The 18,317-nt window shown below is 67.4% G+C and carries 22 protein-coding genes; 12 read left to right on the top strand and 10 right to left on the bottom strand.

Annotated elements, in window-relative coordinates; all coding sequences use genetic code 11:
* Nucleotides 1–10 precede the first annotated feature (10 nt).
* Nucleotides 11–649, top strand: coding sequence for an NAD(P)-dependent oxidoreductase (locus tag ACSYHF_RS02475; RefSeq protein WP_111178425.1), 639 nt, complete (start codon nt 11–13; stop codon nt 647–649).
* 92 nt (nt 650–741) lie between these two features.
* Entirely contained in the window at nt 742–1,653 is a 912-nt protein-coding gene (locus ACSYHF_RS02470; protein WP_447576061.1) for an MBL fold metallo-hydrolase, read from the top strand.
* A gap of 196 nt (nt 1,654–1,849) precedes the next feature.
* Here ACSYHF_RS02470 and dinB read toward each other — a convergent pair whose 3' ends face one another.
* A complete protein-coding gene (dinB, locus tag ACSYHF_RS02465; RefSeq protein WP_329848678.1) occupies nt 1,850–2,944 on the bottom strand; it encodes a DNA polymerase IV in 1,095 nt (364 codons plus the stop codon).
* 190 nt (nt 2,945–3,134) lie between these two features.
* Between dinB and fabA the strand changes: the two genes are divergently transcribed.
* Together fabA and fabB are read left to right on the top strand one after the other, a co-directional pair.
* A complete protein-coding gene (gene fabA / locus ACSYHF_RS02460) occupies nt 3,135–3,650 on the top strand; it encodes a 3-hydroxyacyl-[acyl-carrier-protein] dehydratase FabA (protein WP_005415130.1) in 516 nt (171 codons plus the stop codon).
* Nucleotides 3,650–4,858: a beta-ketoacyl-ACP synthase I gene (gene fabB, locus ACSYHF_RS02455; RefSeq protein WP_005415129.1), complete on the top strand. Its 1,209-nt coding sequence runs from the start codon at nt 3,650–3,652 to the stop codon at nt 4,856–4,858. The genes fabA and fabB overlap by 1 nt, the downstream gene beginning before the upstream one ends.
* 95 nt (nt 4,859–4,953) lie before the next feature.
* Here the strand turns inward: fabB and ACSYHF_RS02450 are convergent, their stop codons facing one another.
* Genes ACSYHF_RS02450 through ACSYHF_RS02440 form a run of 3 tightly spaced genes read right to left on the bottom strand, consistent with a single transcriptional unit; the run spans nt 4,954 to nt 7,396 of the window.
* Entirely contained in the window at nt 4,954–5,637 is a 684-nt protein-coding gene (locus ACSYHF_RS02450; protein WP_095379322.1) for an HAD family hydrolase, read from the bottom strand.
* Nucleotides 5,634–6,335 (bottom strand): pseudouridine synthase, encoded by a 702-nt coding sequence (locus ACSYHF_RS02445; protein ID WP_053498050.1) that lies wholly within the window; start codon nt 6,333–6,335, stop codon nt 5,634–5,636. Before ACSYHF_RS02445 ends, ACSYHF_RS02450 begins: the two co-directional genes overlap by 4 nt.
* Complete coding sequence (locus ACSYHF_RS02440) at nt 6,332–7,396, bottom strand: class I SAM-dependent methyltransferase (protein WP_053498052.1); 1,065 nt, start codon at nt 7,394–7,396, stop codon at nt 6,332–6,334. Before ACSYHF_RS02440 ends, ACSYHF_RS02445 begins: the two co-directional genes overlap by 4 nt.
* 158 nt (nt 7,397–7,554) lie before the next feature.
* Between ACSYHF_RS02440 and ACSYHF_RS02435 the strand changes: the two genes are divergently transcribed.
* Nucleotides 7,555–7,818 carry a hypothetical protein gene (locus ACSYHF_RS02435; RefSeq protein ID WP_005415125.1) on the top strand — a complete coding sequence of 88 codons (264 nt, stop codon included), beginning with the start codon at nt 7,555–7,557 and terminating at the stop codon, nt 7,816–7,818.
* A gap of 70 nt (nt 7,819–7,888) precedes the next feature.
* Here the strand turns inward: ACSYHF_RS02435 and ACSYHF_RS02430 are convergent, their stop codons facing one another.
* Nucleotides 7,889–8,182, bottom strand: a complete 294-nt coding sequence (locus ACSYHF_RS02430; RefSeq protein WP_019660923.1) for a DUF3247 family protein — start codon at nt 8,180–8,182, stop codon at nt 7,889–7,891.
* Nucleotides 8,183–8,225: 43 nt separating this feature from the next.
* On the bottom strand, nt 8,226–10,214 hold the full coding sequence (locus ACSYHF_RS02425; RefSeq protein WP_005415123.1) for a hybrid sensor histidine kinase/response regulator: 1,989 nt from the start codon (nt 10,212–10,214) through the stop codon (nt 8,226–8,228).
* A 244-nt stretch (nt 10,215–10,458) separates the two neighbouring features.
* Here ACSYHF_RS02425 and ACSYHF_RS02420 point away from each other — a divergent pair, with 244 nt between their 5' ends.
* Complete coding sequence (locus ACSYHF_RS02420) at nt 10,459–11,022, top strand: DUF3016 domain-containing protein (RefSeq protein ID WP_049412742.1); 564 nt, start codon at nt 10,459–10,461, stop codon at nt 11,020–11,022.
* 88 nt (nt 11,023–11,110) lie between these two features.
* On the opposite strand, the gene alr is transcribed toward ACSYHF_RS02420, so the two are convergent.
* Nucleotides 11,111–12,178, bottom strand: coding sequence for an alanine racemase (gene alr, locus ACSYHF_RS02415; RefSeq protein WP_447576060.1), 1,068 nt, complete (start codon nt 12,176–12,178; stop codon nt 11,111–11,113).
* Nucleotides 12,157–13,461, bottom strand: a complete 1,305-nt coding sequence (locus ACSYHF_RS02410; protein ID WP_005415120.1) for a D-amino acid dehydrogenase — start codon at nt 13,459–13,461, stop codon at nt 12,157–12,159. Before ACSYHF_RS02410 ends, alr begins: the two co-directional genes overlap by 22 nt.
* A gap of 149 nt (nt 13,462–13,610) precedes the next feature.
* Between ACSYHF_RS02410 and ACSYHF_RS02405 the strand changes: the two genes are divergently transcribed.
* Nucleotides 13,611–14,090, top strand: coding sequence for a winged helix-turn-helix transcriptional regulator (locus ACSYHF_RS02405; protein ID WP_005407919.1), 480 nt, complete (start codon nt 13,611–13,613; stop codon nt 14,088–14,090).
* Between the two features lie 111 nt (nt 14,091–14,201).
* On the opposite strand, the gene ACSYHF_RS02400 is transcribed toward ACSYHF_RS02405, so the two are convergent.
* Entirely contained in the window at nt 14,202–14,381 is a 180-nt protein-coding gene (locus ACSYHF_RS02400) for a lana protein (protein WP_338168168.1), read from the bottom strand.
* Between the two features lie 143 nt (nt 14,382–14,524).
* The gene (locus tag ACSYHF_RS02395; RefSeq protein WP_053498066.1) at nt 14,525–14,896 is read right to left on the bottom strand and encodes a hypothetical protein; all 372 of its coding nucleotides are present in this window, start codon (nt 14,894–14,896) and stop codon (nt 14,525–14,527) included.
* A 140-nt stretch (nt 14,897–15,036) separates the two neighbouring features.
* On the opposite strand from ACSYHF_RS02395, the gene msrB reads away from it, so the two are divergent.
* The 5 genes from msrB (at nt 15,037) to ACSYHF_RS02370 (ending at nt 18,273) form a co-directional block, all read left to right on the top strand.
* Nucleotides 15,037–15,504: a peptide-methionine (R)-S-oxide reductase MsrB gene (gene msrB / locus ACSYHF_RS02390; protein ID WP_005415117.1), complete on the top strand. Its 468-nt coding sequence runs from the start codon at nt 15,037–15,039 to the stop codon at nt 15,502–15,504.
* A gap of 91 nt (nt 15,505–15,595) precedes the next feature.
* Complete coding sequence (motA, locus tag ACSYHF_RS02385; protein WP_005407915.1) at nt 15,596–16,450, top strand: flagellar motor stator protein MotA; 855 nt, start codon at nt 15,596–15,598, stop codon at nt 16,448–16,450.
* Nucleotides 16,451–16,453: 3 nt separating this feature from the next.
* Nucleotides 16,454–17,392: a flagellar motor protein MotB gene (motB, locus tag ACSYHF_RS02380; protein WP_053498068.1), complete on the top strand. Its 939-nt coding sequence runs from the start codon at nt 16,454–16,456 to the stop codon at nt 17,390–17,392.
* Nucleotides 17,393–17,489: 97 nt separating this feature from the next.
* Complete coding sequence (locus ACSYHF_RS02375; protein WP_065179270.1) at nt 17,490–17,984, top strand: hypothetical protein; 495 nt, start codon at nt 17,490–17,492, stop codon at nt 17,982–17,984.
* A 13-nt stretch (nt 17,985–17,997) separates the two neighbouring features.
* Nucleotides 17,998–18,273, top strand: coding sequence for a DUF4031 domain-containing protein (locus ACSYHF_RS02370; protein ID WP_100477477.1), 276 nt, complete (start codon nt 17,998–18,000; stop codon nt 18,271–18,273).
* Nucleotides 18,274–18,317: the final 44 nt, after the last annotated feature.

The raw sequence follows: 18,317 nt of genomic DNA, 5'->3' as shown, positions 1-18,317 counted from the left end.
GAGTCCTGCCATGAAGATTGCCCTCGTTGGTTCCACCGGCAACATCGGCCGCCAGATCGCCCGCCACGCGCTGGCCCACGGCCACGAACTCACCGTCATCGTGCGCAGCGCGCAGGACCTCCCGGCCGAACTGGCCGGCGCCCATCCGGTGATCGCCTCGCTGGATGACCAGGACGCGCTGGTCGCCGCCATCGCGGGCCACGACGTACTGGCCAGCGCCTACGGCCCGCGCCCGGGCGACGACATCGGCCGCGTGGGCGAGATCGCCGCGCAGCTGGCGGCCGCCGCGCGCAAAGCCGGCGTACCGCGCCTGGTGGTGGTGGGTGGCGCTGGCAGCCTGGAAGTCGCGCCGGGCGTGCAGCTGGTCGATACCCCCAACTTCCCGGAAGCCTACAAGCCGTACGCGCTGGCCCACCGCGAGGCGTTCAACCGCCTGCAGGCAGTGGACGACCTGGACTGGACCTTCTTCTCGCCGGCCGCCGAAATCGGCCCGGGCGATGAGCGTGGCCGGTATCGCGTGCAGCCCAAGGCCTTCCTGGCCGACGCCAGTGGCCACAGCCGCATCAGCTATGCCGACTACGGCGCCGCGTTCGTCGCCGAGCTGGAAGCGCACGCTTACCCGAAGCAGATCATCACCGCCGCGTACTGATCCAGCTACGCCCCTTGTAGAGCCAAGCCCGCGCTCGGCTCTACGCGAACATGCAGCCGGGCATTGGCCCGGCTCTACACAAGGAATTCCCCATGCGCGCCGCTGCCCTGCTGCTTCCCCTCGCCCTGGCCGCCACGTTCACCAGTGCGCCGCTGCTGGCCGCACCGGCCACCGCGGCGCCGGCCACCGCGACGAAATCACAACTGCACCTGCAGACCTTCCATCCCGGCCCGCAGGCGATGTTCTCGGTATCCTCGGTACTGATCGAAGGCCGCCATGACGCGATCCTGGTCAACGCGCAGTTCGGCGCCAGCGACGCACGCAAGCTGGTCGAACTGATCCGCGCCAGTGGCAAGCAGCTAACCACGATCTACATCAGCCACGGCGATCCGGACTACTACTTCGGCCTGGCCACCCTGCAGGATGCCTTCCCGCAGGCACGCATCGTCGCCACTGCGCAGACCGTCGCCCACATCCAGCAGACCCGGGCCGGCAAGCTGGCCTACTGGGGACCGAAGATGGGTGCCGACGTGCCCGCGCGCATCGTGGTGCCGCAGGTGCTGGACGGTGATGCCCTGCAGCTGGAAGGTCAGCGCCTGCTGCTGATCGGCCTGGACGGCCCGACCCCGGACCGCACGGTGCTGTGGGTGCCGTCGCTGCGTGCGATCGTCGGTGGCATTCCGGTGGTGGCCGGTGAGCACGTGTGGATGGCCGACACACAGACGCCGAAGTCGCACACTGACTGGCTGCAGACCCTGCAGCGATTGCAGGCACTGAAGCCGAAGGTGGTGGTGCCGGGGCATTACGCGCCGGGTGCGGCGCTGGATGCCAGTGCGTTGCGCTTCACCGCGGACTACATCCGCGCGTTCGACGCCGAGGCGGCAAAGGCGAAGGACAGTGCGGCGCTGGTGCAGGCGATGCAGGCGCGCTATCCGAAGCTGGACGGCGTGGCGTCGCTGGAGCTGAGTGCGAAGGTGGCCAAGGGCGAGATGCAGTGGCCATGAGGTAGGGGTTCTTCTGCAGGGCTGCGCCCTGCACCTGCCCAATGCAACGGCAACAGCCGAAGCAACAGCAACAGCTGGCTATCCGTGGGATGGCGAGGTGGGTCCGGTTGACCCGCCCCGCCTTCGACAGATCTCGGCAATCTGCCGGGGTCGGATCCCGTTGCTGCGCAACGGGCTCTGACCCCGCCTTTGCCGATCAGAGGGATGTGGACTCGTTTGGTCCGTGCTCGAACAACTCCCCCTGCACCACCGGTTCCTTTTCGCGGAAGCCACCCAGCCCGACGCCGACCAGGCGGTAGCGCGTCTCGGCCGGCAGGTCGACGCGGGCGCGCAGGGCCAGTGCGATGTCGCGCAGTTCTTCCATCGATTCCGGCGGGCGCTCCGGGGTGAAGCTGCGGGTGAGGATGCGGAACTGCGCGGTCTTCAGCTTCAACACCACGGTATGACCGACACGCTCGGTCTTGCGGGTCGCCTTCCAGGTCTTCTCCGCCAGCTGCACGATGGCCTCGGTCAGGTCTTCCAGCAGCAGGTCTTCGGCGAACGTGTCCTCTGAGGAAATCGACTGCACCTGCTGGTCCGGCTCCACCGGCCGCTCGTCGATGCCGCGTGCGCGGTTGTACAGGCTGCGGCCGAAACTGCCGAACGCTTCTTCCAGATCGATCAGTGCCCACTGCCGCAGGTCGCCGCAGGTGGCGATGCCGCGCGCGGCCAGCTTGCCTTCCATCACCTTGCCGACGCCAGGCACCCGGCTCACCGGCAACGGCAGCAGGAAGGCGTCCACCCGCTGCGGCGGAATCACGAACTGGCCATCGGGCTTGCGCCAGTCCGAGGCGATCTTGGCCAGGAACTTGTTCGGCGCGATCCCAGCTGAAGCAGTCAGGTTGGTCTCCTCACGGATCTGCATGCGGATGGTACGGGCGATGTCGGTCGCCAGTTCGATGCCGCTCTTCGGCTCGGTCACGTCCAGGTAGGCTTCATCCAGCGACAACGGCTCAACCAGGTCGGTGTGGCGCAGGAAGATCTCGCGCACCTGGCGTGACACCGCCTTGTAACGTGCGAAGTCGGGCGGCACGAAGATCGCATCCGGGCACAGGCGTTCGGCCCGCACTGCCGGCATGGCCGAACGCACGCCGAACACGCGTGCTTCGTACGATGCCGCGCACACCACCGAGCGTGCGCCGCGCCATGCCACAACCACCGGCTTGCCGCGCAGTGACGGATCGTCGCGCTGCTCCACCGACGCGTAGAACGCGTCCATGTCAACGTGGATGATCTTGCGCAGTCGGGTCATGTCAGGTGGAAAAGGCGGGGCCGGGCCGGGTGGGCCACACGCCGAAGTATGGTCGTTGCACATCAACAGGATGCGCGTATTCCCTTGAAAACACTACGGTTGCGTACGGTTGAAATGTTTGATCGGGACAGTTTCCACGGGCATTCTCGGGCGCTTGTTTCCCTGTTCTCCGCTTCCAGGATTGTGCTTCATGACCCGTCTCCACGCGTTCAACCGCGAACAGCTGCTGGCCAGCGCACGCGGTGAACTGTTCGGCACCGCCGCCGGCCGTTTGCCCAACGACCCGATGCTGATGTTCGACCGCATCACCGACATCCGCGAGGACGGCGGACCGCATGGCAAGGGCATGGTACGCGCCGAACTGGATATCCGCCCGGACCTGTGGTTCTTCGGCTGCCACTTCATCGGCGACCCGGTGATGCCAGGCTGCCTGGGCCTGGATGCCATGTGGCAGCTGACCGGCTTCTTCCTGACCTGGCTGGGTGCACCCGGCAAGGGCCGCGCGCTGGGCTGTGGCGAGGTGAAGTTCACCGGCCAGGTATTGCCGGACGCCAAGCTCGTACGCTACGAGATCGACATCAGCCGGGTCATCAACCGCAAGCTGGTGATGGCCCAGTCGGACGCCCGCATGTACGTGGACGACCGCGAAATCTACAGCGCGCGCGACCTGCGCGTCGGCCTGTTCACCGAAACCGGGAGCTTCTGATGCGTCGCGTCGTCATCACCGGCATGGGCATCACGTCCTGCCTCGGCAATGATCTGGATACCGTTTCGGCCGCGCTGCGTGAAGGACGCTCGGGCATCACCGCCCTGGCCGACCACGCCGAAGCAGGCCTGCGCAGCCAGGTCGGAGGCCGCGTCGACCTCGACCTGGACGCCTTGATCGACCGCAAGCAGAAGCGCTTCATGAGCGACGCGGCGGCCTTCGCCTACCTGGCCATGCGCGATGCCATCGCCGATGCCGGGCTCAGCCCCGAGCAGGTCAGCAGCCTGCGCACCGGCCTGATCGCCGGTTCCGGTGGCGGCTCCAGCGAATGGCAGATCGGTGCCGTCGACCTGCTGCGCGAACGTGGCGTGCGCAAGGTCGGCCCATACATGGTGCCGCGCACGATGTGCTCGACGGTCTCGGCCTGCCTGGCCACGGCCTACCAGATCAAGGGCGTCAGCTACTCGCTGTCGGCTGCCTGCGCGACCTCGGCGCATTGCATCGGCGCCGCTGCGGACATGATCCGGCACGGTGCGCAGGACATCATGTTCGCCGGCGGTGGCGAAGACCTGCACTGGTCGATGAGTGTGATGTTCGATGCGATGGGTGCCCTGTCGACCAGCTTCAACGAAACCCCGGCCAGCGCCTCGCGCCCGTACGACAAGGACCGCGACGGCTTCGTCATTGCCGGTGGTGGCGGCATGCTGGTGCTGGAGGATTACGACCACGCCGTCGCACGCGGTGCCCACATCCATGCCGAGCTGATCGGCTATGGCGTCACCTCCGACGGTGCCGACATGGTGGCGCCCTCCGGCGAAGGTGCGGTGCGCTGCATGAAGATGGCGCTGCAGGGTGTCGATCGCCCACTGGACTACCTGAACACCCACGGCACCTCGACCCCGCTGGGCGATGTCACCGAGCTCAACGCGATCCGCGAAGTGTTCGGCGATGCAGTGCCGCCGCTGTCTTCGACCAAGGCGTTGTCCGGGCACTCGCTCGGTGCAGCCAGCGTGCACGAGGCGATCTACTGCCTGCTGATGATGCGCGATGGCTTCGTTGCCGGTTCGGCCAACATCGGCGAGCTGGACCCGAAGGTGGAGAGCTTCCCGATCCTGCGCGAGAGCCGCGAGCAGAAACTGGATACGGTGATGTCCAACAGCTTCGGCTTCGGTGGCACAAACGCCGCGTTGGTGTTCGGACGGGTGTGATGGGGGCAGGTGTGCCGACCAACGGTCGGCACCCACCAATAGATGTAGAGCCGAACCATGCTCGGCTCAGTGCCGGCCAACGGTCGGCACCCACCTTACTTCGGCAGCAACGGCAGCAGCAGCGCGTGCGCGTCCACCAGGGACCCAACGATGCGGTGGCCCAGTGCGCGCAGCTCTTCATCAGGATGCACCAGGTCCGGCACCTGGATCACGGTCATGCCGGCCGCCAATGCTGCGCGCGTACCGGCCGGTGAGTCTTCCAGCGCCAGGCAGCGTTCCGGGGCCTGGCCCAGCCGCTGCGCGGCCAGCAGGTAGATATCCGGCGCCGGTTTCGGCCGCGCCACGTCGCCACTGGTGATCACCGCATCGAAGTACGGCAGCAGGCCAGCGGCCGTCAGCTTGCGGTTGGCCCGCGGCTGCCGCGTGGTGGTGGCCACCGCACGCGGTACCGCGTGCGCCTTCAACAGCTCCAGCAGTTCCAGGATGCCCGGCCGCAGCGGCAGGCCGGTCTGGGTGCGTGCTTCGTACAGCTCATGGCAGCGTGCAGCCACCGCCTCGATCATGCTGTCCTCGATCCCCTGCGCACGCAGCAGCGCGTGCGAATCGCGGTCGCCGAGGCCGACCATGCGCAGGAACACCGCCTCGTCCAGGCCCAGCCCGAATGCGTCGGCCGCCTCGCTCCAGCAGGCCAGCGAAACGCGCTCGCTGTCGATCATCAGGCCGTCCATGTCGAAGATGACGGCGTCGGGGAGGAACGGCAGCGCAGCAATGTTGGTCATGAAGCGAACAGCGTATCCAGGTCGGTGGAAGTGAGCTGCCGCCATTGCCCCTCGTCCAGCCCCTGCAGGTCCAGCCCGCCGACGCGGCTGCGATGCAGGGCCTGCACGTGGTTGCCGGTGGCGGCGAACATGCGGCGTACCTGATGGTAGCGGCCTTCGTGCAGCACCAGCCGCGCACGGCGCGCATCCAGCACCTCCAGTTCAGCCGGCAGCAGGGGCGTCTTCTCCGATTCCAGCATCAGCGTGCCGCTGGCGAACAGCGCCACCTCGTCGCCGCGCAGGTCCTCGCTCAACTCGACCTCATAGACTTTCGGCAGCTTCGACTTCGGCGAGATGATCCGGTGCAGCAGGCCACCATCGTCGGTCAGCAACAGCAGGCCACTGGTCTCGCGGTCGAGGCGGCCGACCGTGGACAGCACCGGATCGCGGTCGCGGAAGCGCGGCGGCAGCAGGTCGTAGATCAGGCGCCCGGTGTCCTTGGTCGAACAGGTGTAGCCGGCCGGCTTGTGCAGCGCGATCGACAGCCCCGGCGGTGGGTCCAGCGGCTCGCCATCGACCCGGATGGCGTCATGCGGCACCTGGTCGTCGGCATACAGCACCTCGCCATCGGCGTCGGTGACGCGGCCTTCGCGGAACATCCATTGCACCTGCTTGCGGCTGCCATAGCCCAGGTTGGCGATGTGCTTGACCAGCTTCACTTGCCCTTCCCCTTCACTGCTTCCACCAGCTTGAAACCGTCGCGTTCGGCGACCACGCGCACCGCGCCGAAGCTGTCGTTGAGGGTGTGCTCGTAAGGCAGGTGGCGGTTGGCCACCACGTACAGGCGCCCGCCCGGGCGCAATGCCTGCGCAGCCACGGCGATGAAGCGCTGGCCGATGTCCGGGCGGTCAGCGCGCGACGGCGTGTGGAACGGCGGGTTGCTGATGATGACGTCGTAGCCCGGCTCGATGCCGGCGGTGACGTCCTGCCACAGGAAGCGCAGCGGCAGCGGGCGCGGCGGCGGCGCCAGATTGAGCTCGGCCAGCGCCAGTGCGCGCTGCTCGGCCTCGTACAGGTCCAGCGCGGTGATCTTCGGGCAGCGTTCCAGGAGTTCGCGCGACAGGTAGCCGTAGCCGGCGCCGAGGTCGGCGGCGCGTCCGGCCAGGTCGGCCGGCAGGTGCTCGGCCAGCAGCGCCGACGCCGGATCGATGCGATCCCAGGCGAACACGCCCGGGCGGCTGAGGAAGCGACCGCCCACGATCGGGCGCACCGCATCCAGCGCCGACCAGCGCTTGGCCAGGTCAACGTCGTGCTGGCCCTGCAGCGGGGCGGTCCAGTACACGCGGCAGTGGTTCTTGGTCAGGCAGCCACCGAGGCCGGCCAACTGCTTGAGGTCGCCCTCGCCCGAACGCGCACCTTCGTTGTTGGACTGGCAGGCAACGATGCGGCCGCCGTCGGCGACCAGCGCCAGCGCACGGGCGAACAGCGCACGGGCTTCTTCGCGCTGGCGCGGCGGCAGCACCAGCACCAACGGGTAGCGGCCCTTGCCGGCCGCGTCATCCAGCTGCCCGCTGACGGTCCAGCCGGCAGCCTGCTGCAGCGGTTGCGCGAACGGGGCGAAGCTCTGTTCGCAATGCACCTCGCGATCGCCGGCCACTTCGCGCAATGGCCAGCCATCGCGGGCACGCAGGAAGGCCACCGGGCCCTCCGGCCAGCGCAGGGCGCCTTGGGAGAACGGCAGGAGCAGGGTCTGCAGGGGGGCGTCGTCGCTGGAGGCCATCGGCGCGGGTACTTCAAGCGTGAGGGCCGTCCATTGTACCGGCTTGGCCGGGCCGGCCCCGGCGGCCCGCTTTGCGAAACCCGAACGGGGCCTTGATCCGCCAGAAACATTGAAACGTTCAGGGTAGAGGCTCCCCCCGGAAACCCAGGAGAACCTGCATGCGAGCCTTGTTCGTCGGTGGCGTGGTCGACAACAGTGAAATGGACCTGGAAGGCAGCCATCCGCCCGTGCACTACCCCGAGGACACCGGCGGCGGCCACTCGCGCTACCGGCTGCATCAGATCGGTCATGGTGCCGACGGCAGCGTTGCCTACGCCGTCTATGGGGCACCGGACCTGGCCGATGACGAGGTGGCGAGGGTTGCAGAGGAGCGGGCGTACGCACGCCGATTCGAGGCGACGCCGACGTTGTTCGAGCACTGACACATCTGTAGCGCCCGAGCCCACGCTCGGGTGGCGGCAGAGCCGAGCGTGGGCTCGGCTCTACCTCGGATCAAGGCGCCTTGGGTGGCAGGCGGTTGATACTGGCGATTTCATCCAGCCACACATGGTGCTGCTGCACCGGCGTGTCGTAGTCATCCAGGCGCAACTGGCCGTTGCTGCCTTCATCACCAGCGGCGTTGCGGTATTGCTGCACAGTTGGCCTCACCGCCACCGTGCCGAGCAGGCGGCGGCCATCGTGCAGAATCAGTTCCACCTGCGTTTCGCCATCCAGCTGCGGCAGCAGGGCTTCCAGGCGCGCGATCTGCGCCGGATCGGTGTGGATACGTGGAGCTATACGGGACATCGGCGACCTCCTGACTGCAGGGTCGCCGATCGGCCGTGAATGTTCAGTGCAGCGCACTGTCCGCGCGCGGCACCTGCACCTTGCGCACGGCAGCCACCAGCTGCGCTACCGAGTACGGCTTGGCCACATGCTCTTGGAAGCCCGAGGCCAGCGCGCGGCGACGGTCGTCGGCACGCGCGAGTGCAGTCACCGCCACCGCAGGCAAGGTCGCCGCATCCACGCCCATGTCCTCGCGCAAGGTGCGCACCAGCCCATAGCCATCCATGCCCGGCATGCCGATGTCGGTCAGCAGCACGTGGTATTGCAGGTGGCCGGTGTCGGCCAGCAATGCCAGCGCTTCGCCGGCCGAGCTGGCCGCAGACACGCTGGCGCCCTGCTCTTCCAGCATGCGCCGCAGGTACTCCAGCACTTCCGGCTGGTCTTCCACCGCCAGCACATGCATGCCGCGCAGCGGATACGGCTCGACGATCACCGGCTCCAGGATCGGCCCGCTGATCACTTCGCGCAGCGGCCGCCGTTCGGCATCGGGAACATGCTGGGGCAGGCGCACGGTGAAGGTCGCGCCGTGGCCGTGGCCCTCGCTGGCCGCAGTGACCGTGCCACCATGCAATTCGACCAGCTGCTGCACGATCGCAAGGCCCAGGCCCAGGCCGCCATGGCGGCGGGTGGTGGTGCCGTCGGCCTGGCGGAAGCGGCTGAACAGATGATTGAGGAATTCGGGTGCGATGCCATCACCGCTGTCACGCACGGTGATCTCCCAGTAGTTGCCGTCGGCCCGCAGCTGCAGGTCGATGCGGCCTTCAGCCGGGGTGAACTTGATCGCGTTCGAGAGCAGGTTCCAGAACACCTGCTGCAGGCGCGTGGCGTCGCCCAGCACCAGGCTGGGTTGCGTGGGCAGCTGCAGGTGCACGTCCAGCGCCTTGCCTTCGGCCACCAGTTCCTGCGCGCCGATCGCCTCACCCAGCACCGCGCACAGGTCCAGCACTTCCACCTCCAGCTGCACCTTGCCCAGCAGCATGCTGCTGAGGTCGAGCATGTCCGAGATCAGCCGCTTCTGAGCACCGGCGCTGTTGGCGATCACGTTCAGGCCCTTGTACAGCGGACTGGTGTTGTCCACGCGCTGCAGCAGCAGTTCGCTCCAGCCGAGGATGGTGGTCAACGGCGTACGCAGCTCATGCGACAGCGTGGCCAGGAATTCATCCTTCAGCCGCGCCATGTTTTCCGCAGCACTGCGCGCGGCACGCTCGGACTGCAGCAGTTCCTCGCGGGCCAGCTCGATCTCGCGGCGTTCGGTCACGTCCGGGCTGCTGCCGGCCAGGCCGATGAAGCGGCCCATGCGCGAGAAGCGCGGGCGGGCGTTCATCTCCAGCCAGCGCCACTGGCCATCGGCACGGCGTGCGCGCACCAGCGCGTGCATCGAGCGCTGCGCCTTCAATGCTTCCTGCAGTTCGTACTCGAAGACCGATGCGTCGTCCGGATGCACCAGGCCGCGCCAGACGTCCTCCGGCACGCGCGTCTCGTCACCGCCGAAGAACTCGCTGAAGGCACTGTTGACGAAACGGGCATGGCCGCGCTCGTCCAGCACCCACACCGGCATCGGCAGGCCATCGGCCAGCGCGCTGAAGCGGGCTTCGCTTTCGCCCAGCTCCACTTCCATCTGCTTGCGTGCGGTGATGTCGAAGAACAGGATGCCGACCTTGTCCTCGCCCGGCCGGCCCACGCGCACCGCATCCACCGCGAACGAGCGGCCCAGCGCACGCGCCTCCATCTCGAACTGGGCCGGGCGGCCGCTGCGTGCGACCTCGCCATAGATGCGGAACCAGTCCTGCTCATGGCCGGGCTCCAGCGCCGTCATGCGCTTTCCACGCGCATCCTTCAGCCCTGTGTGGCGCTCGAAGGCATCGTTGACCTCGATGAAGCGGTAGTCGACCGCACGATCACCCTCGAACAGCACCTGGATCACGCAGAAACCGGCGTTGATGCGCTCAAGCACGCCATGATGCAGGTCGGGTTCGGGCGCCGGCACCGTCATCGGTGGGCGCTCCACGAGGGGCGGCAGTGTGGACAAGGGTGTCTGTGCAGGCCAGGTTGGAGGCACAGCATCTTCCAAAGGGCGTATTCACAGCGTCAAGCGCCGTCAGTCATGGTTGACGTCGATGAATTGGCGGCAACCGCTCTTGCAGACGACGCATGCGGCCATTGCCGATACCGGGAAGCAGGATCACACTCGATCTGTGATCAACATCGCCCCCATCGAGGGGACGCAGGAGACCGTGATGAAACGCTCACTCGCGATTGCCCTGTTGGCAGGCGCCCTGGCGGCGGGCGGCGCCAGTGCGGCACCGCGCACCGTGACCGACCCGGAAGCTCCCCGCGCATTGCAGGCCGATGGCCCGGTCAGCGTGAAGTGGGACGATCCGGCCAAATTCACCGAGATCCGCCAGAGTACCAACCGCTTCGAGGCCGAGCGTGGCGACTGGGTGCAGCAGCTGGCACGCTACCTGCAGACCGCTGCCGCCAAACCGCTGCAACCGGGACAGACGCTTGATGTGACCCTGGTCGACATCAAGCGCGCCGGTGACTACGAGCCGTGGCACGGCCCGCGCGGCCGCGACATCCGGATCATGCGCGACATCTACCCACCGCGGATCAGCCTGCAGTACACGCTGAAGGACGCCAGCGGCCGCATCGTCAGCGAGGGCGACGCGCGCCTGAGCGATACCGGCTACCTGCACAACATCGGCCTGAAGAGCGACAGCGATCCACTGCGCTACGAGAAGCGCCTGATCGACGACTGGGTGAAGCGGCAGCTGACAGCGCAGGCCACCGCAGCACGGTAGGTCCATTGGTAGGTGTCGACCTTGGTCGACACGCATTCACAGCGCCAACCAAGATAGGCTGCTACTGAAGCCGAGCGTGGGCTCGGCTCTACACGTACAGCTTCGCCACGCGCTTGACCGCGCACGGCAGCTGGTAGGCACTCACGCCACAGCGCGGCGCCAGCTCCGACAGCGTCGGCGCGGAGCCCCACAGCTCCACCACGCTGCCGATGCCGGCCTGCGGATGCGCGGTCAGGTCCACCGTCAACATGTCCATCGACACGCGCCCGATCAGGCCGCCGGGCTGCCCGTCGATCAGCACCGGGGTGCCGTTCGGGGCGAACTGCGGGTAACCGTCGGCATAGCCAAGCGCGACCACGCCTACGCGGGTGCGTGCCTTGGCCACGAAGCGTGCGCCATATCCCACCGGTTCACCGGCTTCGATCCAGCGCTCGGCGATCACCTTGGACTGCATCGTCATCACCGGGCGCAGTCGCTCGGTCAGCGCGGTGCTGTCCGGCAGCGGGTTGGCGCCGTACAGCATCAGGCCCGGGCGCGCCCAATCGCTGCGCACCTCCGGCCAGCCCAGCAGTGCGGGCGAGTTGCACACGCTGGTCTCGCCCTCCAACCCGTCAATGGCGCGCGCGAAGGTCGCCGCCTGCTCGCGGGTGCGCTCGCTGTCCAGTTCGTCGGCACGTGCCAGGTGAGTCATCAGCACGATGCGCTCGACCTGCGGCAGCGCCGACAGGCGTGCATGCGCCGCGCGGAAGCTGTCCACGTCCAGGCCGAGGCGGTGCATGCCGCTGTCCAGCTTCAGCCACACCGTCAACGGGCGCGGGCTGTCGAACGCCGCCAGTGCCTCCACTTGCCACGGCGAACCGACGGCGAACCAGAAGTCGTGCTCGGCCACCAGCGCCATGTCGCTGGGCTCGAAGATGCCTTCCAGCAGCAGGATCGGCGCACGGATGCCGGCCTGGCGCAGCTCCAGTGCCTCTTCGATGGTGGCCACGCCGAATCCATCGGCCTCGCCTTCCAGCGCCTGCGCACAGCGCACCGCGCCGTGCCCATAGGCATCGGCCTTGATGATCGCCAGGGCCTTGCCACCGCCCAGTTCACGCGCGAGCCGGTAGTTGCTGCGCAGGGCGCCCAGATCGATCAGCGCGCGGGCAGGACGCATGTGCGGTTCTCGTGTTGCGGCGCGTGACCGTACTGGCCGTAGCGGAAAATATCCAGGCCTTCGGTGCTGATCTGCGGCTGTCGCGCGCTCATCAGGTCGGCCAGGTAGCGGCCCGAGCCGCAGGCCATGGTCCAGCCCAGCGTGCCGTGGCCGGTGTTGAGGTACAGGTTGCGGAACGGCGTGGCGCCGATCACCGGCGTACCGTCCGGCGTAGCCGGGCGCAGGCCGGTCCAGAACTGCGCGCGCGACAGGTCGCCGCCCTTCGGGTAGAGGTCACGGACCACCAGTTCCAGGGTCTCGCGGCGGCGCTGCGACAGCGACAGGTCGAAGCCGGCCACCTCGGCCATGCCGCCGACACGGATGCGGTCGTCGAAGCGGGTCACCGCCACCTTGTAGCTCTCATCGAGGATGGTCGAGGTCGGCGCCATCGCCGGGTCGGTGATCGGCAGGGTCAGCGAGTAACCCTTCAGCGGGTACACCGGCAGGCGCATGCCCAGCGGTGCGACCAGCGCCGGTGAGTAGCTGCCGAGCGCAACCACGAAGCGGTCGGCGGTTTCCAGCTTGCCGTCGATGCGCACGCCGGTGATGCGGTCGCCATCGAACTCCAGGCCGGTAATGTCCTGGTCGAAGCGGAATTCAACGCCGGCATCCACGCACATCTGCGCCAGGCGGCGGGTGAACAGCTGGCAGTCGCCGGTCTGGTCACGCGGCAGGCGCAGCGCGCCGACCAGGCCATCGACGTGGGCCAGGGCCGGTTCGGCCTGGATGATGCCGGCCCGGTCCAGCACCTCGTACGGCACGCCGTACTGGGCCAGGATCTCGATGTCCTGCGCCGAGGCATCCAGCTGCTGCTGGGTGCGGAACAACTGGGTGGTGCCCAGGTCGCGGCCTTCGAATTCAATGCCGATCTGCGCGCGCAGCTCGTTCAGGCAGTCGCGGCTGTACTCGGACATGCGCACCATGCGCGCCTTGTTGATCGCATAACGCTCGTGGGTACAGTTGCGCAACATCTGCCACAGCCAGCGGTACTGGGCCAGGTCCATGCCCGGCTTGATCGCCAGCGGCGCGTGCTTCTCGAACAGCCAGCCGATCGCCTTCTTCGGCACGCCCGGCGCCGCCCACGGCGAGGTGTAGCCGAATGACAGCTGGCCGGCATTGGCGAAGCTGGTCTCCAGCGCCGGGCCGGGCTGGCGGTCGATGACCGTGACTTCAAACCCGGCCTGTCGCAGGTACCAGGCACTGGTAGTGCCGATCACGCCGCTGCCGAGAACTAGGACTCGCATGGGACTTCTCCAACCCGATCATTCCCTGCACTGGAGCGTGCCGGGGCCATAATTGGGGAAGTATAGACAGCCAATACCAGTTGATTTGCCTGAATTGAAATCAACCGGCAGGATGTTCTCCTGCAATTCATTCCCCAAGGTTGACGGCCATGGCCACCCGTACCCGCGAACTGGACAAGATCGACCGCAAGATCCTGCGCATCCTGCAGGCCGAAGGCCGCATCTCCTTCACCGAGCTGGGCGAGCGGGTCGGCCTGTCGACCACCCCGTGCACCGAGCGGGTGCGCCGCCTGGAACGCGAAGGGGTAATCACCGGCTATCACGCCCACCTCGACCCGGCCGCGGTAAAGGCCAGCCTGCTGGTGTTCGTGGAGATCAGCCTGGCCTACAAGTCCGGCGACATCTTCGAGGAGTTCCGGCGCGCCGCGCTGAAGCTGCCCAACGTGCTGGAGTGCCACCTGGTGTCGGGCGACTTCGATTACCTGCTGAAAGCACGGATCAGTGAAATGGCTTCCTACCGCAAGCTGCTCGGCAGCACGTTGCTTACACTGCCGCATGTACGTGAGTCGAAGAGCTACATCGTGATGGAAGAGGTGAAGGAGACGCTGAGCCTGCCGATTCCGGATTGAAGCTGGGAACCGGTTGGGGTCAGATCCCGCTGCGCGGGATCCGACCCCGGTCGGCATCTGGCAAGGGGTCGGATCCCGCGCAGCGGGCTCTGACCCCGGTCATGGCGACAGTCAGCGCTGCTGCGGATGCTTCTGCGTGCGCTGTTCCTGCTGCTTGCCGCCCTTGTGCGCCGGCTGCGGCTCCATCTGCTGTTGTTGCTGTTGCTGGTGCGAGTTACGGCCCTGCGGTTCCTTGCCGGGATGACGGTTCTGCTGGTTTTTCATGGTCGCGATCCAGTGGACGAAGGACATGCGGCGGCGGAATGCCGGCGCAGGGCCACGGTGGTCCCGCAACGGTTAATCGCAGGCGAAAAAGCAGTGATCGGCTGGATGCTGTTTTCGTGCGTTCAGCCCGCTCAGCGTCAGCCAGCAGCCAACCTTGGTGGCGCCAGGACTCAGCGCTTGATCTGCTGCCCATCGCCGGCCGGCACGCTGTCGTAATAGCGGCCGGTGCGCGAATCGAACACGCGGTTCGGGCCGGCCGGGCGCACGCCCGGAACGATGCGGCCATTGCGGTCATAGACCTTGTCGGCCGGCTTCGGCACCGGCGTCGGCGCGACCCGGGCCGGCCCGGTGGATCTGATCGGCTGCGCCGGCTGCGGCGACGGCAGCACCTGCGGTTGCGGGCGAGCGGCCTGTGGCGGTGGTGCCACGGGCTGCGGGGCCACGGTGGTCGCGCTGCGGGTCGCAGTCGGGTCGGCGGTCGGCACCTGCGCCAGCGCGACGATGGGCAACAGGGCCAGCAGCAGGGGAAGGATTGGTTTCATGGCACGCTCCGGCGTGGATCGCGTTCACCTTGCGCCCGCCCCTGTGTGCCGCCCATGAACGGCCATCACACTTGCAAGGTCGCGTCTTCACCCCCACGTTTTCCGCCATCCCCAGGCCATCGACCCCACGGAGCGCCGCCATGACCGCCTTCGACCTGACGCCCCCCACTGCCACCCAGACCGAGGCGCTGATCGCTGGCCTCAGCAGCGAGGAGCGCCGCGTGCTGCTGCAGCACGGCACCGAGGCGCCGTTCTGCGGCGTGTTCCTCGACAACAAGCGCGAGGGGGTCTACTGCTGCAGGCTGTGCGCGCTGCCACTGTTCCGCTCCAGCACCAAGTTCGATTCCGGCACCGGCTGGCCCAGCTTCTTTGCCCCGTTCGACCCGGCGCACGTGCGAGAGATCCGTGATACCAGCCACGGCATGGTGCGCACCGAGATCACCTGCGCGCGCTGCGGCAGCCACCTGGGCCACGTGTTCCCGGATGGTCCGCCGCCCACCTACGAGCGCCACTGCCTGAACTCCGTCTCACTTTCGTTCACCGGCAATGGCGAGCCCTGGCCCGATCCCTTGCAGCGTGGCGGCGCCGAAAGCGGCGTGGCGGGCTGAAACACCCCGCTGACCGATTTCACAGAATTCCCTCTTCAGAAAACCGGGCGACGGGCCGACAAGGAGATATCCCCTCTCCTTGCGTCGCCCCATGCTCATCATCGTTGGATTCCTGGTCGTCATCATCAGCGTGATCGGGGGCTACCTCGGTGCCCACGGCCGCCTGGGTGCCCTCTGGCAGCCCTATGAGCTGGTCATCATCGGCGGCGCCGCGCTCGGCGCCTTCCTGGTCGGTACCCCGGCCAAGACGGTCAAGCAGACCCTGCAGGCCATGGTGGGTGTGTTCAAGGGCCCGCGCTACAAGCAGCAGGACTACATCGATGTGCTCAGCCTGCTCTATGAACTGCTCAACAAGGCCCGCCGCGAAGGCTTCATGGCGTTGGAAGACCATGTCGAGCGCCCGGCCGAAAGCGCGCTGTTCGGCAACTACCCCAAGGTGCAGGCCGACCACCACCTGATCGATTTCATCACCGACTGCCTGCGCCTGATGATCGGCAGCAACATCGAGCCGCATGAGCTGGAACCGCTGCTGGAACTGGAGCTGGAAAAGCACCACGCCGAGGCCATGGCCCCCTCACAGGTGCTGACCAAGGTCGCCGACGGGCTGCCCGGTTTCGGCATCGTCGCCGCGGTGCTGGGCATCGTCATCACCATGGGCTCGATCGGTGGCGACATCGTCGAGGTCGGTGGCCACGTGGCCGGCGCGCTGGTCGGTACGTTCCTGGGCATCCTGCTGGGCTACGGCTTCGTCGGCCCGATGGCCGCCGCGATGGAGGCCCGCGCCGAGCAGGACAGCCGCATCTACGAATCGGTCAAGACCGCCCTGCTGGCCTGCCTGCGCGGTTACAACCCGAAGATCGCGCTGGAGTTCGCCCGCAAGACCCTGCCGTCGAACGTGCGCCCGGCCTTCTCCGATTTCGAGCAGCACCTGAAGACGGTCAAGTAAGCCATGGCCGAGAACAAGCCCACCGTCATCGTCCGCCGGGTCAAGAAGGCCGGCCACGCCGCCCATCATGGTGGTTCGTGGAAGGTGGCCTATGCCGACTTCGTGACCGCGATGATGGCGTTCTTCCTGGTGCTGTGGCTGATGGCCACCACCAACAAGAACGACCGTGCGGCCATTTCCGAGTACTTCCGCAACCCCAGCCCGTTGAGCGGTCAGAGCGCCACGCCGGCGCCCGGCATGGCCGGCCCGGGCGGCGCCAGCACCTCGATGATCAAGCTGGGCGGTGCCACCGACATTTCGCGTGGCAACAGCAACGACCCCTTCCAGAACCAGAAGGAAGCGGTACCGCAGCCGGTGGACCAGCAGCAGCGCGACAAGCAGCAGCTGGAAGCACTGATGAAGGAGCTGCAGGAAGCGATCAGCAGGAGCCAGGCCCTGGAGCCGTTCAAGGACCAGCTGCTGCTGGACCTGACCCCGGAGGGCCTGCGCATCCAGATCGTGGACAAGCAGAACCGGCCGATGTTCGACCTCGGCAGCGCCACGCTGAAACCGTACACGCAGCAGATCCTGCACGAGCTGGCCAACTACCTGAACCACGTGCCGAACCGGATCAGCCTGACCGGCCACACCGACATCACCGCCTATTCGGCTGCACGTGGCTACGGCAACTGGGAACTGAGCGCCGATCGTGCCAATGCCGCCCGCCGCGCGCTGGTGGACGGCGGCCTGGAGGACAACAAGATCACCCGCGTGGTCGGCCTGTCTTCATCGGTGCTGTTCGACAAGGCCGACCCGCAGAACCCGATCAACCGCCGCATCAGCATCGTGGTGATGACCCAGGCCGCCGAAGCGGCCGCTCTGGCCGGCGCCGGCCCGCAGGTCGGGCTGTCGGCACCTGCCGCTGACCCCGACGTGCAGGCCGCGCAGGGTGAGGCGCACTGAACCGGGGTCAGATCCCTTTCCCCTGGAAAGGGATCTGACCCCACCTGCGTGCGGCCGCTACAATGGCGGTCTTTCCGTTTCCAGGTGACCCCACCCCATGTCCCAGAACTCCAAGGCCAAGCGCGACAAGCGCAAGAAGCAGCAGGGCAAGCGCCCGTTCCTGCGCCTGAATGCCCAGCAGCAGGTGCAGAACCATGCCGTGCTGACCAACGAAGACGGCCAGGTGGTCGCCGCCATCGGCCTGCAGGGCCGCGAATGGCTGCTGGCCATCGGTGGTCAGACCATGGGCAACGCCGAGAACCCGGTGCCGATGCTGGCCATGCTCAAGCACCTGTCCAACGTGCAGGAAAAGGAAGGCCGCAAGGTCAACCTGGAGTATTCCGAGCTGCTGCAGAAGCTGCTGGACACCCTGGCCGCCGAATCCGGCCAGACCGCTGACGAGTACCTGGACAAGCTGGTGTCCGAGTTCGAGACCGTGGAAGCCGAAGAAGGCGAAGAAGCCACTGAGGCCGCCGAAGGCGATGTGGTTGAAGCTGCTGCCGACGCCGAGGCCAGCCCGGCCGCTGACAGCGACAGCAAGCCGCAGGCCTGAACCGGCCGCGGCGGTGACGGTCTACGTCGATGACGCGGTGCATCCCTGGCGCGGACAGCGCTGGGCGCACCTGATGGCCGACACCCTGGCCGAGCTGCACGCGATGGCGGCGCAGCTCGGCATCCCACCGCGGGCCTTCCAGAACAAGGCCAGCGGTGCCCACTACGATGTCACGGCCGAGCTGCGTACGCAGGCGATCGCGCTTGGCGCGCGAGCGATTTCCCGGCACACCGAGCGCGAACTGGTCAAGGCGGTGATCGCCAACGCCCGGGCGCAATACCGGCCATAGGCCGCGTCGCGGGTTCGCCGGACACCAACCGGCACCGACCGGGT

Source organism: Stenotrophomonas maltophilia group sp. P373, from assembly GCF_053295075.1.
The sequence above is the reverse complement of the archived record's forward strand: the minus strand, read 5'-3'. Positions and strand labels throughout refer to the sequence as shown.

Excerpts from the sequence above, each read along its gene's own strand:
- ACSYHF_RS02475 (WP_111178425.1), top strand. The coding sequence starts at position 11 with ATGAAGATTGCCCTCGTTGGTTCCACCGGCAACATCGGCCGCCAGATC.
- ACSYHF_RS02470 (WP_447576061.1), top strand. The coding sequence starts at position 742 with ATGCGCGCCGCTGCCCTGCTGCTTCCCCTCGCCCTGGCCGCCACGTTC.
- dinB (WP_329848678.1), bottom strand. The coding sequence starts at position 2,944 with ATGACCCGACTGCGCAAGATCATCCACGTTGACATGGACGCGTTCTAC.
- fabA (WP_005415130.1), top strand. The coding sequence starts at position 3,135 with ATGACCCGTCTCCACGCGTTCAACCGCGAACAGCTGCTGGCCAGCGCA.
- fabB (WP_005415129.1), top strand. The coding sequence starts at position 3,650 with ATGCGTCGCGTCGTCATCACCGGCATGGGCATCACGTCCTGCCTCGGC.
- ACSYHF_RS02450 (WP_095379322.1), bottom strand. The coding sequence starts at position 5,637 with ATGACCAACATTGCTGCGCTGCCGTTCCTCCCCGACGCCGTCATCTTC.
- ACSYHF_RS02440 (WP_053498052.1), bottom strand. The coding sequence starts at position 7,396 with ATGGCCTCCAGCGACGACGCCCCCCTGCAGACCCTGCTCCTGCCGTTC.
- ACSYHF_RS02435 (WP_005415125.1), top strand. The coding sequence starts at position 7,555 with ATGCGAGCCTTGTTCGTCGGTGGCGTGGTCGACAACAGTGAAATGGAC.
- ACSYHF_RS02430 (WP_019660923.1), bottom strand. The coding sequence starts at position 8,182 with ATGTCCCGTATAGCTCCACGTATCCACACCGATCCGGCGCAGATCGCG.
- ACSYHF_RS02425 (WP_005415123.1), bottom strand. The coding sequence starts at position 10,214 with ATGACGGTGCCGGCGCCCGAACCCGACCTGCATCATGGCGTGCTTGAG.
- ACSYHF_RS02420 (WP_049412742.1), top strand. The coding sequence starts at position 10,459 with ATGAAACGCTCACTCGCGATTGCCCTGTTGGCAGGCGCCCTGGCGGCG.
- alr (WP_447576060.1), bottom strand. The coding sequence starts at position 12,178 with ATGCGTCCTGCCCGCGCGCTGATCGATCTGGGCGCCCTGCGCAGCAAC.
- ACSYHF_RS02410 (WP_005415120.1), bottom strand. The coding sequence starts at position 13,461 with ATGCGAGTCCTAGTTCTCGGCAGCGGCGTGATCGGCACTACCAGTGCC.
- ACSYHF_RS02405 (WP_005407919.1), top strand. The coding sequence starts at position 13,611 with ATGGCCACCCGTACCCGCGAACTGGACAAGATCGACCGCAAGATCCTG.
- ACSYHF_RS02400 (WP_338168168.1), bottom strand. The coding sequence starts at position 14,381 with ATGTCCTTCGTCCACTGGATCGCGACCATGAAAAACCAGCAGAACCGT.
- ACSYHF_RS02395 (WP_053498066.1), bottom strand. The coding sequence starts at position 14,896 with ATGAAACCAATCCTTCCCCTGCTGCTGGCCCTGTTGCCCATCGTCGCG.
- msrB (WP_005415117.1), top strand. The coding sequence starts at position 15,037 with ATGACCGCCTTCGACCTGACGCCCCCCACTGCCACCCAGACCGAGGCG.
- motA (WP_005407915.1), top strand. The coding sequence starts at position 15,596 with ATGCTCATCATCGTTGGATTCCTGGTCGTCATCATCAGCGTGATCGGG.
- motB (WP_053498068.1), top strand. The coding sequence starts at position 16,454 with ATGGCCGAGAACAAGCCCACCGTCATCGTCCGCCGGGTCAAGAAGGCC.
- ACSYHF_RS02375 (WP_065179270.1), top strand. The coding sequence starts at position 17,490 with ATGTCCCAGAACTCCAAGGCCAAGCGCGACAAGCGCAAGAAGCAGCAG.